The organism is Corynebacterium massiliense DSM 45435 (assembly GCF_028609805.1).
Taxonomy (GTDB): domain Bacteria; phylum Actinomycetota; class Actinomycetes; order Mycobacteriales; family Mycobacteriaceae; genus Corynebacterium; species Corynebacterium massiliense.
Genome location: NZ_CP063189.1, coordinates 1312861 through 1327044, shown reverse-complemented (window position 1 = coordinate 1327044; position 14184 = coordinate 1312861). Strand labels below are relative to the sequence as shown.

The window sequence follows — 14184 nt, the reverse complement described above, 5'->3', positions numbered from 1 at the left end:
TGTTGAACAAATAGAACGAAGCCACGTTCGGGCAGTACACTACGCGGTAGTCCTGTCGTCTCAATCGGAAGGAACGACCCCGCGGTGTACTGTCCCTTTTGCCACAATGCGCAGTCGCGCGTCATCGATTCGCGAGTTGTCGAACAGGGAACTTCTATCCGCCGTCGCCGCGAATGCTCGGCCTGTAGCGGCCGTTTTACCACCGTCGAAAAGGCAGTCCTCTTGGTAGTCAAGCGCAATGGCCTGGCGGAGCCGTTCAGCCGCGACAAGCTCATCCGCGGCGTACGGCGCGCTTGCCAGGGTCGAGATGTCAGCGATGACGCTCTCAAGCGACTGGCCCAAGAAGTAGAAGAAACGGTACGCGGCCACGGCAGCTCCCAGGTGGCGGCCAACGAAATCGGTCTAGCGGTCCTCGAACCACTCCGCCACCTCGACGAGGTGGCCTACCTGCGCTTCGCCTCCGTCTACAAGTCCTTTGAAAGTGCCGACGACTTCGAGTCGGAGATCCGCCTCATGCGGCGCCGCGACCGCGACGACTACTAGCCGCTACCACCGCTTTACTGGCGGTTCGACCGTCCCAACTTGGCCGCGGCTTTTTGGATGCGGCGCAGCGAAGCCGGGCGGGCTGTGCCCAAGCGCTGGGCGAAGAGGGATACCCGCATCTCCTGGATCATCCAGTACAGGTCCTTAACCGCCTTGGAGTTGCGGGCACCGCTCGGCAGCGAGCGCAGCTTGTGGTTGATAACGGCTTTGGCCTCATCAATTTCTGCCTGCCGGTCCGCGTCCTTGTCCGGATCAATATCCATCTCCTCGAGGCGGACGCGCATGGCCTGCACATACCGCGGCAGGTGCTTCAGATTTCCGATGCCGTGCACCGTCACCGCGTTCGCGGGCAAGAGGAACGCCAACTGACGCTGCATATCCTCGATGGCCGGACCGTCCCAGGACTTTAGCTCTTCGGCGACCTTGCCGTATTCGACCAGACCCGGTGCCAGCGCGACCACGTATTGCCGCACCCGGCCGGCAACCTTTGGCGTGATCTTGTCACGCAGGGCAGCGAACTCCTTCGGCGAACGCACCGGCCCGCCTTCTTCCACCAACAGATCCCGGGTGGCCGCCACCTGACAGTCGTTGACCAGTCCCTGGGCGCCGCCGTGCGGATAGTTATCTACTGCCACCCGTTGTTGGAGCGGAAGCCCCTTGACCATCTGTTGAGGTTTCACGTTTGTCGCCTTGAGCAGCAACTTTAAGGTGGCGCCGAACATGCCGGTATCGGCAGCTGCCTTTGTGGGGTGGTACTTCACTCGCACCCCATGCGGCGTCGCCTCGAGCGCCGGGTACGCGGTCATGTCTTGGCCGTCCACGGTGGTCTGGACTTCGGCGGGGATATCGCCGATAGTCTCCGCGGTCCATTCCGTCGCCTCGTGACCTGTGCCCGCGGCACCATCACCAGCGTCACCCTTGTTACCGGCGCCGGTCTTCCCGCGGCCGGCGGGCGCGCTGCCCCGGCCGTGCGCCGCAGCCGACTTTTCTGCAGCCTTGCGCACCGAGGTGGAAATCTGGCCGGCCTGCCGCTGGCGAAGCGCGTCGAGATCGCGGTCGGAATCGACGATCTTCCCGCGCTTGTTCACGGCCGCGTAGTTAATACGCAGGTGCGCCGGCAGCTTCTCTGGATGGAAGTCGGACGCGTTGATTCCGTGGCCACCGAGTTCGCGCAGGACATCGGCAAGCTGCTGCGTCAAAGGCCCCTCATACGGCAGCAACTTGGGAAGGGCGCGCTCCGCGAAGGTGGGCGCGGGCACAACCGTGCGGCGCAGGCCCTTCGGCAGCGAACGGATAAGTTCGGTCACCAGCTCGAGGCGCAATCCGGGCACCAGCCAGTCGAAACCTTCGGTATCCGCGCCTGCCAACAGCGGGATGGGGATAAGAACGCTGACGCCATCGTGGGGATCGCCGGGCTCAAAACGGTAGCTCAACTCGTATTCGACGGAGCCCTTCCGCCACGTTGCCGGGAATTGCTCCTCCGTTCCCTCATCCGACGTAGTCAGCAGCTTGGCGGGGTCGAAATCGAGCAACTCAGGGTTTTGTCGCCGCTCCTTCTTCCACCACGAGTCGAAGTGCTTGCCCGTGGTCACAGTCGCCGGAATGCGCTCGTCGTAAAAGTCGAAGAGCATGTCCTCGTCGGCGACAAGCCCGCGCTGGCGGAGTTTTTCCTCCAGCTGGGTGGCATCTTCGATCTTCTGCTTGTTTGCGTGGAAGAACTCATGGTGCGTCGACCAATCACCGGCAATGAGCGCCTCGCGGATAAACATGTCGCGCGCGGCGGCGGGATCGACGCGGTGGTAGGGGACCATGCGGTCCGCCACGATGGTGACGCCGTACAGGGTGGACTTTTGGTGTGCCACGGCGGCAGCGCGCTTGCGCGACCACGTCGGCTCCGAATAGCTGTGCTTGACTAGGTCGCCGGCGAGTTTCTCCACCCATGCGGGGTCGATCTTGGCCACGTCGCGGGCGAATAGGCGGGAAGTTTCCACCAGCTCGGCTGCCATGAGAAACTCCGGCGGCTTCTTCGCCAGCGACGAGCCGGGGAAAATGACGAACTTCGTGTTGCGGGCGCCGTAGTATTCCTTGCTGTTTCCATCGCGGGCACCGATGTTGGACAACAGGCCGGACAATAGCGACTGGTGGATGGCGTTGACGTCGCGCTTATTCGCGGTGTGCGTGCGGTCCGACCAGCCCAATTCACGGGCGACGTCGCGCAGCTGGCGCACGAGGTCGAACCACTCGCGGATGCGCATGTAGTGCAGGAACTCCGCCTTCATGCGCTTGCGGAACTGGTTGCCGGACAACTCGTCGCGGGACTCTTGGGTGTAGTCCCACAGCTTGAGCAGCGACAGAAAGTCGGAAGACTTGTCCTTGAACCGCGCGTGCGCTTGGTCGGCCTGGGCTTGGTATTCGAGTGGGCGTTCGCGCACGTCCTGAATGGTCATGGCGGCGACGATGACTAGGACATCGTCAAGGCTGCCCAGGCGGTGGCCCTCCACCAGCATGCGCGCCATCCGGGGGTCGACCGGAATGCGGGCCAGATACTTTCCGGTCTGGGTGAGGACGGGGAGCCCGTCCTTTTCCTTGTTGGTCACCGCGCCAAGTTCGCGCAGCAGCTGCAGGCCGTCGCGGACGGCTTTATCGGCCGGGGGCTCCACGAAGGGGAACCGCGCAATGTCGCCGAGACGCAGCGAAATCATCTGCAGGATGACGCTCGCCAGGTTGGTGCGCAGGATTTCCGGATCGGTGAACTCCGGGCGCGATTCGAAGTCCTCCTCGGAGTAAAGCCGGATGGCGATGCCGTCGGCGACACGTCCACAGCGGCCCGCGCGCTGGTTCGCGCTGGCTTGGGAGACGGGCTCGATGGGCAGCCGCTGCACCTTCGTGCGCGTCGAGTAGCGCGAGATGCGCGCCGTGCCCGTGTCCACCACGTAGTGGATGCCTGGCACAGTCAGGGAGGTTTCGGCGATGTTGGTGGCCAAAACGATCCGGCGGCCCGAGTGCGGGCTGAACACGCGGTGTTGTTCCTGGTTGGAGAGGCGGCCGAACAGTGGGGCGACCTCGACGCCTTTCCACTTCTTCGCCTCGATGGCCTCCATGGCGTCGCGGATGTCGCGTTCACCGGGGAAGAAACACAAAATGTCCCCGCTGCCCTCAGCCATGAGCTCCTCTAGAGCATCGCACAGCCCATCCAGCGGATCCTGAGCAACGAGTTTCCCATCCACTTCTTCCTCGAGTGGGCGGTAGCGCACCTCGACCGGGTAGGTGCGGCCGGAGACCTCGATGATGGGGGCGGGCTCGCCGTCCTCGTCGGCGAAGTGCGCGGCGAAGCGCTCCGGGTCAATCGTCGCGGAGGTGATGATGACCTTGAGATCGGGGCGCTTCGGCAGCAGCCGCTTAAGATATCCCAAGAGAAAGTCGATGTTGAGGCTGCGCTCGTGGGCCTCGTCGATGATGATCGTGTCGTACGCGTTAAGGAAGCGGTCGCGCTGCATTTCTGCCAGCAGAATGCCGTCGGTCATGAGCTTGACCGCGGTGGTGGGCGTGACGCGATCGTCGAAGCGGATGGCGTAGCCGACCGACTCGCCAATCTTTTGGCCCAGCTCCGTGGCTATACGCTCCGCCACCGTGCGCGCCGCGATTCGGCGCGGCTGGGTGTGGCCGATAAGCCCGCGCCGCCCGCGGCCGAGCTCCAGACAAATTTTCGGAATCTGGGTGGTCTTACCGGAACCGGTCTCGCCAGCGATGATGACGACCTGATTGTTGTCGATGGCCTCCGCAATATCGTCGCGGCGACCCGAAACAGGCAGCGTATCCGGGTAGGAGATCTCCGGTACCGCGTCTGCGACCTTCTGCACCCGTTGTTGCGCCTTGGCGATGTCCGCGGCAATCGCCGCTCGCGCGTGCGGCGCCCTCGCCTTGCGCAGCCGACGCCGAAACGAGCGCGCCTCCGCAAGGGAGACACTGTCGAGTGCCGCGTAGAGCTCCTCGCGCGACGGTGCCGAGGTCTGGTTGGGGTTCGAAGCGTTGGTATCAGTCATGGTCAACGCGCAAGTTTACCTGTTTTCGCTGCTGATTTAAGAACGGGGCCGGTGCGCCCACCGGGGCAATTTCCTCCCTAGGGATGAGGGGACGGCTTGCTGCTCGTACTTAGGCTCGACACTGTGTTGCGGGGCAACCAGAAGACACCTAGGCACCCCGCGAGTAGAACGCCGACAGAGAGGACTCATGCAATGACGCGAACGGATTCGCCCTACGGTTCCGAGGGCCACGTGAACCAGGGCCGTGCGAAGTTTGGCAAGGCCCGCATCTTTCCAGCGATGGGGTGGGCTCTGAAGCGGCCGTTTACCAACCAGGGCACGTGGATTGGCGGCGAGCTTCTGACATTTCTCCTCTACCTGGCCCTCAGCCTCATTGGCGCTGTAGTTCTGGGGATGGCTATCGACAATCCACTTACCTCCGGGGCCCCGAATGACGCGATGGCGTGGAAGGACAGCTTGAACGAGGGCTTGAGCTTCATCGATGACCATCCTGTGCCCGCGTTAATCGGCTACCTCATCCAGCTGTTCTTCTTCGTTGCGCTCGTCCACCTGGCCCTGAGGGACCGCGACACCGAGGCGGCCAGGTTGCGCGACTTTGGTCGCGGGGTCCATTGGGGAACAACGGCAGTGGCTGTCGTTGTCAGCCAAGCGGTGCTTTTCGGCTTTGCTTACGCCGCGGGTGCCCTAGAGGACTGGCTGCCGTCCGTGATGGACGACGGGCTAGCAAGCCTCGTCGCTCTAGCCGTGCAGATTCTGGGCTGGGTGCTCATTCCGTTCTTCTGGTTCGTCGAGTGGTTCGCCGCCGATGGCGCCTCCCTGACCGACTCGTTCCGTCTCAGCCTCCAGGCGGGCAAGGAAAATTGGCTGCGGCTGTTCTTCCTGCCGCTGCTTATCTCCCTGTTCGGAGCCCTGTTCATAATGGTGACACTCGGGTTCGGCATCCTTCTCGTCTTCCCCGCGTATTTCCTGTTCAACGCGTACCTCTACCGTGACGTGACCGGCCCCGCGGCCGGTAGTGCGGCGGCAGCACGCCACGACTCGGTTGCGCCCAAGCTTGAGGCTTAAGACCACATGAGCGCACTGGAATTAACGACGGGGTCCGCTGAGAGCACGCAACCGGGTGCTCCGTTGGGAGTGGCACCTGGGGACTTTGGTCCCGCGGAACCGGTGCGGTCGCCGCTGGTAACGCACAGGCCGCGGATGAAATTCTGGCCCGCTTTCGGGTTTAGTTTCAGCCGGGCGGTCAGCAACGCCGGGACGTGGATCGGCGGGTTCCTTCTCACCGTGGTGGTGCTGGGCACCGTTGGGTCCTTCGTGGCCTTCGTGGCTGGGGCCTTGACCCACAACCCGTTTCGAGATGGCGGGGATTACTGGGAGAGTATGACCGCCGCGTTGGGTGCGGGAATGGACTGGCTGGGCGACCAGGGGTGGTTCAGTCTCCTCGTCATCGCCGTGGACCTTGCGCTTCCCGTCGCGCTCATGCATCTGGCGCTGCGGGAGGTCGATAGCGGCCGGGCACGATTGCGCGACTTCGGAACCGGAGTGCCCTGGATTCGCGGGATCATTGCGTACGTTGCAGTGATCTTTATCTGCTATACGATGCTGCCGAGCGTTGCGAGCGCGTTCTACGACATCATGTGGGATTCGTGGGGGCATTTGCCGGCGAAGATGTTCGCCACCGTGTGCTTTCTGGTCGGCGGCGCTCTGTTTCCGTTCACAGTTTTTATCCCTTGGTATGCCGTGGCGGGCGAGACACTGAAAGACTCGGTGCGCCTAGGAATTCAAGCGGGCAAACGCCACTGGCTCAAACTATTCTTCCTGCCGCTACTGGTCATCCCACTTTTTGCCGTGCTTGCTTTTGGCACGTTGTTTCTCGCGCTCATCGTGGAGCTGCCGGCCATCTTCCTTCTCGGGGCCTTTCTCTTCCGCGGCGTGACCGAAGAGGAATAAATTCTTGCCCGCGGCGCACCGTTACCGTCACCTTGCTACGGTCTAAGTGATTCCTATCCACCATAAGAAGGGAAACACGCATGACTGAGCCACGGGATGGCCAATTCAACGGCGGGACCGGTGACGGCCTACCGCGTTACCAGCCGACCAACCACCCGGAAGATCGGCCCAACTTCGGCCACGCGCAGGAAGGTAACGCGGGTTACAGCAACGCCGGCTACGGTAACGCTGGTTACGGAAACGGCGGCTACGGCGACCCCGCCGGGGTTGGCTACCAGGGCGCCAACGAGGGCGCTTACGGGGCCGGCAAAGGCAACGCCTTGACCCGCCCGAGCGACGGCCGAATCAACATCGGCGACGCTATCGGCTGGGGTTTTAAGGCAGCGTTTTCCAATTGGAAGCTGTGGATCCTGGGCGCGCTGGCCTTCGGAGTTGTCATTGGGCTGATCAGCGTCATTGCTGGCGCGATCGCTGGCAGCACCGGCAACTACGACCCGCAAAACCCCTTCGGTGCAGGCCAAATCATCCCGCAAATCCTCTCGGGCATTCTGGGATTTGTCATTTCGCTTATCATCTACCGATTGGCGTTGCGGCAAATTGATGAGGCCAACGCGGGCTGGGGCGACATCGGCAAGGACGTGCGCTGGGGGCCAACCCTCGCGGTCATGCTGATTATCGGCGTGGTGAGCTCGATCATCTGCGTGATTGTCGCCTCCGTACTGGGCGTGTGGGCTGCAAACACTAACCCGGTGACCGATGCCCAGCTTGCTGCCGCTGTGGGCAAGATGCTTGGCGGCCTCGCTCTGTTAATGCTGGCTAGCCTCCTGCTGAGCCCGCTGTACTACCTGATGGCCTGGTACGCCGCGGACGGGCGCGCCGGGGTCGGCGGTTCGATCCGGGAAGGTTTCCGAGCCGGTAAGCGCAACTACTCGCCGCTTCTGGGCCTTTCGCTTCTCACCGGTCTCATTTCGTTTATCACCTTGCCGGTCGGCTTCTTGACGTACCCGGCGATTCTGCTGGCCATGGCCCACGGTTACCGCCAGGCGGCTGGCGGCCCAGTCCCGGTCGAAGGCCGCAAGGGTTAACCAGGGCTAGTCGTCAGCATCTGAGGTCTGCGGCGATTGGACCGCAGGCATCGCCGACCGGGAGCGCTGCAGGGCGCTTTCGTAAGCGTCCGTGACTAGGTTGCCGAAGGCGCGGAAGTCATCCGCCCGGGCGGTCGAGTTGCGGTACACAATGCCGATCTGACGGTCGGCACTGACATCGGGGGAGAAGGTGGCGACGGACAAACCGGGGCGGTTCGCCTCGGTTTCGATCGCCGATTCGGGGATGAGGGTAGCGCCCAGCTTGCCGATGATGAGCTGCATCACCGTGGTCAGCGACGACGCGCGCGTCACGGAGTTCGTCGCGTTCGTCGGGCTCACCTGCGCGCGCCGGCACAGATCGATGATCTGATCGCGCAAGCAGTGGCCATCGTCAAGCAACAGCAAATCCAGGTCCTCCAAGTCTCCGAGCGCCAAATCGGTGCGTCCGGCGAACGGGTGATCGTCGGGCACCACGACATCGAAACGCTCGCGGTAGAGCGGCTCTTCCGTAAGCCCCGGTGTATCGGTGGGGAGGGCGAGAATTGCCATGTCCAGCTGGCCGTCGCGCAGCTTCTGGACCAGGTGATTGGTTTGCTCCTCGACAATGCGGGGCTCGAGTTCGGGGTAGTTTTCCCGAATAGACACCAAAAGCTCCGGCAGGATATACGGAGCGATGGTCGGGATAATGCCGATGGCGAGCGGACCGGTCAGCGTCCCAGTAGCGCCGCGCGAATTGGCTAAGAACGCCTCGGCAGCGTCCAACGTGGCCTTGGCGTAGGGGAGGAGACGCTCACCGGCGGCGGTGACGATGACCTTCCGGGTAGAGCGCTCGATGAGCTGCAGCCCCAGGCCTTGCTCCAGTGCGACGAGTGCCTGGGAGAGGGACGGTTGGGAGATTTGCAGTTTCTGCGCGGCTGCGCCGAAGTGCTTGTTTTCGGCGACGGTGACGAATGTGCGCAGCTGAGCCAGTGTGGGACGGTACTCTTTGGTATGCATGGGTCAGACTATATCACCGATAAATAAGAAGATCTATTGACATCCGGGATTTTGATAGGCATGATTGTGGACGTGCCGGCGAGACAGCTGGCACGGACTGTGTGACCAGTTATTTTCCTCGACGCATCTGATAAGGAGATGTAAGACAGTGTCTATCTTGACCGTTGGTGAAAAGTTCCCCGAGTTCAAGCTCACCGCTCTCAAGGGCGGCGACCTCCACGACGTCAACGCTAACCAGCCGGAGGATTACTTCGAAGAGGTTTCGCTGGACAAGTACGAGGGTAAGTGGAAGGTCGTCTTCTTCTACCCGAAGGACTTTACTTTCGTGTGCCCGACCGAGATCGCTGCCTTCGGCAAGTTGGACGAGGAGTTCCAGGACCGCGACACCCAGATCCTTGGCGGCTCCATCGACAACGAGTTCGCTCACTTCAACTGGCGTGCCACCCACGAGGATCTCAAGGAGATCCCGTTCCCGATGTTCTCCGACGTCCGCCACGACCTGGTGCGCGCTCTCGGTGTAGAAAACGCTGACGGCGTTGCTGACCGCGCCACCTTCATCGTCGACCCGGATAACGTCATCCAGTTCGTGTCCGTCACTCCGGACGCTGTCGGCCGTAACGTCGATGAGGTCCTGCGCGTCCTCGACGCCCTGCAGTCCGAAGAGGTCTGCGCCTGCAACTGGGAGAAGAACGACCCGACCAAGAACATCGATCGCCTCGGTGTTGTTCAGGATTCCCTGCAGTAAATCCTTCCCGCACAGGAGGTAAAGACATGTCGATTGAGAACCTGAAGAAGTCGCTGCCGGAGTACGCCAAGGATCAGAAGCTGAACCTCGGCACCCTCACCCGCACGACCGAGCTCAACGAGCAGCAGCTGTGGGGTTCCATGCTGGCCGCGGCGGCTGCAACCCGCAACGAGAAGGTCATCGCTGAGATCGCCGAAGAGGCTAAGGAGCACCTGAGCGATGAGGCGGTGGAGGCCGCCTACGGCGCCGCCACCGTTATGGCAATGAACAACGTTGCCTACCGCGCCAAGGGCTGGCTGGGTGATGACTACGCACAGGTCAAGTTTGGCCTGCGTATGAACATCATCTCCAAGCCGGGCGTGGAGAAGGCCGACTTCGAGTTGTGGAACACCGTCGTTTCCGCCATCAACGGCTGCGAGCACTGCCTGGGTGCCCACGCCAAGACGCTGACTGAAGAGGGTCTGACCAAGGAGCAGATCTGGGAGGCCATCAAGGTCGGCGCCGTCGTCCAGGCGGTCGCCCAGACCGTTCATATTGAGGCGGCACGCTAAACGCGGCTCGCACTTTCATTCATAACCCCTGGTCACTGTGACCAGGGGTTTTCTCGTTTTCCACTTCTTTCTGCGGATTTTGACCATCACCGTTAAAGAAAACCTGCCGAAAACCCTCGCGCGCAATGTGAAGCAGGTAATATTCCTGCAAAGCTTCGGAGTGAGTTAGGTCATAAATTATGGGTCTGGCGCTGTGGCTCACCCGAAGCTGATGTCTATACCCGCACTCCAAGCGGAACAGAACAGGAATGAGCGATGGTCAAATACGTCATCAAGAAGACCGCCAGCTGGCTGCTGGTCATCTTCCTTGCCACGAACATCGCGTATCTGTTGGCGGCAGTCTTCTTAGATCCGCGATCCAACTACCGGGGCAGACGGCCGGCGCTGTCTGAAGAACAGATCTCGCAGATACTGGAACCCCACAACCTCAACCCCGACACACCGCTGCTCAGTCGCTGGTGGACCTGGTTTCAGGGCGTCTTCTTGCACGGCGACTGGGGGCGTTCGCCGCTCGGCGAGTCCGTCGCCCAAGAGGTCACCCACCGCGCCTTGGTGTCCGCGCAGCTGTTGCTTTTGGTAACGATCCTGTCGGTAATCATCGGTGTCGGCCTTGGTGTCTACACCGCCGCGCGACAGTACAAGTTTGCGGATCGCTTCTGGCAGGGCGTGTCCATCATCACGATGAACACCCACGTCGTCGTCGCATCCATCGTGGTGGTCTCGGCCGGGTTGTTCCTCAACAAGGTGTCAGGAAAGCGGCTGTTTTACGTCACCGGGGCAGCGAACCTGGACGTCCACGGATTTTTCCCGAAGCTCGTTGATTTCGGCCAGCACCTCATATTGCCCACCATCTCGCTGGTCATCATCAGCTACGCGGGCTACCACATGATGCAGCGCACCTTGCTGCTGGACAACCTGTCCGCGGACTACGTGCGCACCGCCCGGGCAAAGGGCCTGACGCGTTCGCAGGCGATTCGCAAACACGCGCTGCGTACCTCCATTATTCCGGTCGCCACGTCGGTGGCTTTCTCCGTTCCCGGCATTTTCACCGGCGCGATCATGACCGAGAAGATCTTTGCCTGGAACGGAATGGGGCAGTACTTCGTGGAAACCATTAGCCGCAACGACGTGCACGGGGCCACCGCGGTGGCCGCGTTCGGCGCCGTGATGATTGCCATTTCCGCCGTGCTTGCCGATGTCGTCGTTGTCGCTCTTGACCCAAGGGTTCGGGTGAGTTAGATGCCAGATAAGAAACGAGCAACCACTCCGCGGTCGACCGCCCGGAAATTCGAGCGGCACCGGCGCGACGATCTCGCCATCGACACCGCGGCCGATAACCTGGGTATCCGCCCGCACACCTCCACCGCCGACTTCAGCATGGCCACCGAGCCCAGTGCCATCACCGCCCTGGGCTCAGGCGTGGACGCCGACGACGCGCAGCGCAAGTCGTATACACCGGCCATTGACTCCGGTGAGGGAGATGCCGGGGATAGCGGTCGCGCGCCGGGGGAGACCCGGCGGACCGCGTTTACCGGATCCAGCAAGTTCACGCTGTACCGGCGGCGCTTTTTCCGCAACAAGATGGCCGTGGTCGGCACCGCCATCTTCGTCGTCCTCGTGTTGGCGTCCCTGTTCGGTAAATACCTCACCCAGTGGGGATTCGACGACCCGGACTTTCTCAACCTCTCGGCGCCGCCGTCGGCCGAACACTGGTTTGGCACCAACGATGCCGGCAACGACCTCTTCGCCCAGACCGTGCACGGCCTGGGGCGCTCGCTCATCATCGCATTGACCGTGGCGATTGGCACCTCGGTGCTGTCTGCCCTCATCGGTGCCGCGGCAGCGATGTTTTCCGGGGCGGTGGAAAAGGTCATCCTGGCAGTCATCCACTTTTTGCTGGCCATCCCGACCTTCCTGCTGATCGCGCTCGTCGTTGCCGATTCCGGCGGCGACTGGAAACTGCTCATCGTGGTCCTCATCGCGTTCGGATGGATGTACCCGGCGCGTGTCATTTGGTCGATGGCGCTGAGTGTGCGGGAAAACGACTACGTTCGCGCCGCGGAGTACATGGGCGTGTCCAAGTCCCGGACGATCGTCCGTCACATCATCCCCAATATCGGCTCGCTGCTCATCATCCAGCTGGTGCTGGGCGTGGTGTCCACCGTCGTGTCCGAGACGGCCCTGTCCTTCCTGGGCCTGGGTGTGAAACTGCCGGACGTGTCCTTGGGCACGCTGCTGGCAGTGGGCACCAACGCGGTGGAGTCGTCCCCGTGGCAGTTCTACTTCCCAGCGCTTACCTTGACGCTGCTCACCGTGTCCATGGCGTTTATTGCCGATGGCCTGCGTGACGCTATCGACCCCAACTCAAATTCCGGAGGCCGAGCATGAACCGACAGTTGACAAACACCTCTACCGCGCCCCTGTTGTCGGTGCGCGATCTGACCGTGACCTTCCCGTCGGAGGCTGGCAATGTGCGCGCGGTCCGCGGGGTGGACTTCGATGCGCACCCCGGAAAGACGTTGTGCATCGTCGGCGAGTCCGGTTCGGGCAAGTCGGTGACCTCCATGGCCGTGATGGGCCTGTTGCCGGACTACGCCAAGGTCACCGGATCGGTGACGCTGAACGGCGAGGAGCTGCTGGGCAAAAGCGACCGCGAAATGTCTTCGCTGCGCGGCAAGGAATTGTCCATGATCTTCCAGGACCCGCTCACCGCTCTCACCCCGGTCTTTTCCATCGGCGATCAGCTGGTGGAGGCCATCCAGGCACACCGCTCGCTGTCCCGGAAGAAGGCAGAAGACGAGGCCGCGCACCTGTTGGACTTGGTGGGCATCCCAGAGCCGAAGAAGCGGCTGCGTTCCTTCCCGCACGAATTTTCCGGCGGCATGCGCCAGCGCGTGGTCATCGCCATCGCCATCGCGAACAACCCGCGGGTCATCATCGCCGACGAGCCGACCACCGCCTTGGACGTGACCATCCAGGCACAAATCTTGGATGTGCTGCGAGTGGCCCAGCGCGAGACTGGTGCGGCCACCATCCTCATCACCCACGACATGGGCGTGGTCGCGGAAACGGCCGACGACGTGATGGTGATGTACGCCGGCCGCCCGGTGGAATACGGCGATGTGCGTACCGTCTTCCGCCAGCCCCGGATGCCGTACACCGTGGGCCTGCTCGGGGCGACCCCGCGGGTGGATCAGCCCACGGATAAACCGCTCGTGCCCATCCCCGGAACTCCGCCGCGGCTCATCGAGGCCTCCGCCGAATGCCCGTTTGTGAGCAGGTGCCCGGTGGCCATCGATAAGTGCCGCAGCCTCGAGCCGCCCCTGGAAGAGCTGCCTGACGATGCCGGACACTTCGCCAGCTGCGTGCGCGCGGGCGAGATCCGTGACCGCCGTATCGCAGGCCGTGACCTGTATCCGCTGCCCGAGATAGCGGACGACGTGCTGGCCGGAACTCCCATGGACCAACGCGACATCTCGCTCAAGGTGGACAACCTGGTCAAAGATTTCCCGCTGGTGAAAGGGGCCATCCTCAAGCGCCGCGTGGGCACCGTCCATGCGGTGAAAGGCGTGAGCTTCGCGGTCCGCCAGGGCGAGTGTTTCGCCATTGTTGGCGAATCGGGCTCCGGCAAGACGACGACCCTGCTGGAGGTCATGAACCTCGACCCGCCGGAGGGCAGCACCGTCGTTGTTACCGGCACCGATACCTCCTCGCTGACAAACGCGGAACGCCGCGCGCTGCGTCGCAACATCCAGATGGTCTTCCAGGACCCGATGAGCTCGCTCGATCCGCGCATGACCATCCGCGAAATCATCGCGGAACCGTTGAATGCGCTCGGGCACGAAGGCGACATCGACAAGCGCATCGCCGAACTCATGCAGCTGGTGGGCCTGGAATCCCATCACATCGACCGGTTCCCGGGACACTTCTCGGGAGGGCAGCGGCAGCGCATCGGCCTCGCCCGCGCGCTGGCGACCAACCCGTCGGTGATCATCCTCGACGAGCCGGTTTCGGCCCTGGACGTATCCATCCAGGCCGGCATCATCAATCTGCTCCACGACCTCAAACGCCGCCTAGGCATCAGCTTCGTGTTCGTGGCGCACGACCTGTCGGTGGTTCGCCATCTCTCGGACCGCGTCGCAGTGATGTACAAGGGCGAGTTCGTGGAAGCAGGCGACGTCGACAGCATCTTCGACAACCCACAGCACCCGTACACCCGTGAGCTACTTTCCGCCATCCCCGTCCCTGACCCCCAGAAAGGACACTAACAA

Annotated in this window: 11 protein-coding genes; 9 read left to right on the top strand and 2 right to left on the bottom strand. The window is 62.5% G+C overall.

The genetic code is table 11. The features are described from left to right. The first annotated feature begins 84 nt into the window (after window positions 1-84). A complete protein-coding gene (gene nrdR / locus CMASS_RS06250) occupies window positions 85-543 on the top strand; it encodes a transcriptional regulator NrdR (protein ID WP_022862154.1) in 459 nt (152 codons plus the stop codon). 14 nt (window positions 544-557) lie between these two features. Here the strand turns inward: nrdR and hrpA are convergent, their stop codons facing one another. Beyond that, window positions 558-4586, bottom strand: coding sequence for an ATP-dependent RNA helicase HrpA (gene hrpA, locus CMASS_RS06245; RefSeq protein ID WP_022862153.1), 4029 nt, complete (start codon window positions 4584-4586; stop codon window positions 558-560). A gap of 192 nt (window positions 4587-4778) precedes the next feature. On the opposite strand from hrpA, the gene CMASS_RS06240 reads away from it, so the two are divergent. The 3 genes from CMASS_RS06240 (at window position 4779) to CMASS_RS06230 (ending at window position 7621) form a co-directional block, all read left to right on the top strand. Beyond that, entirely contained in the window at window positions 4779-5651 is an 873-nt protein-coding gene (locus CMASS_RS06240) for a hypothetical protein (protein ID WP_022862152.1), read from the top strand. Between the two features lie 135 nt (window positions 5652-5786). After that, entirely contained in the window at window positions 5787-6536 is a 750-nt protein-coding gene (locus CMASS_RS06235) for a hypothetical protein (protein ID WP_022862151.1), read from the top strand. Window positions 6537-6616: 80 nt separating this feature from the next. Beyond that, window positions 6617-7621, top strand: a complete 1005-nt coding sequence (locus tag CMASS_RS06230; RefSeq protein ID WP_022862150.1) for a hypothetical protein — start codon at window positions 6617-6619, stop codon at window positions 7619-7621. 6 nt (window positions 7622-7627) lie between these two features. Here CMASS_RS06230 and CMASS_RS06225 read toward each other — a convergent pair whose 3' ends face one another. Next, entirely contained in the window at window positions 7628-8617 is a 990-nt protein-coding gene (locus CMASS_RS06225) for a hydrogen peroxide-inducible genes activator (protein WP_022862149.1), read from the bottom strand. A gap of 148 nt (window positions 8618-8765) precedes the next feature. Here CMASS_RS06225 and CMASS_RS06220 point away from each other — a divergent pair, with 148 nt between their 5' ends. The 5 genes from CMASS_RS06220 to CMASS_RS06200 all read left to right on the top strand — a co-directional run bounded on the left by CMASS_RS06220 (window position 8766) and on the right by CMASS_RS06200 (window position 14181). Further along, entirely contained in the window at window positions 8766-9362 is a 597-nt protein-coding gene (locus tag CMASS_RS06220) for a peroxiredoxin (protein WP_022862148.1), read from the top strand. A 26-nt stretch (window positions 9363-9388) separates the two neighbouring features. Further along, on the top strand, window positions 9389-9913 hold the full coding sequence (ahpD, locus tag CMASS_RS06215) for an alkylhydroperoxidase, AhpD family (RefSeq protein ID WP_022862147.1): 525 nt from the start codon (window positions 9389-9391) through the stop codon (window positions 9911-9913). 255 nt (window positions 9914-10168) lie between these two features. Then, on the top strand, window positions 10169-11152 hold the full coding sequence (locus tag CMASS_RS06210) for an ABC transporter permease (protein WP_022862146.1): 984 nt from the start codon (window positions 10169-10171) through the stop codon (window positions 11150-11152). Beyond that, window positions 11153-12301 (top strand): ABC transporter permease, encoded by a 1149-nt coding sequence (locus tag CMASS_RS06205; RefSeq protein WP_022862145.1) that lies wholly within the window; start codon window positions 11153-11155, stop codon window positions 12299-12301. It begins immediately after the preceding gene. After that, complete coding sequence (locus CMASS_RS06200) at window positions 12298-14181, top strand: dipeptide ABC transporter ATP-binding protein (RefSeq protein ID WP_022862144.1); 1884 nt, start codon at window positions 12298-12300, stop codon at window positions 14179-14181. The genes CMASS_RS06205 and CMASS_RS06200 overlap by 4 nt, the downstream gene beginning before the upstream one ends. Window positions 14182-14184 lie beyond the last annotated feature (3 nt).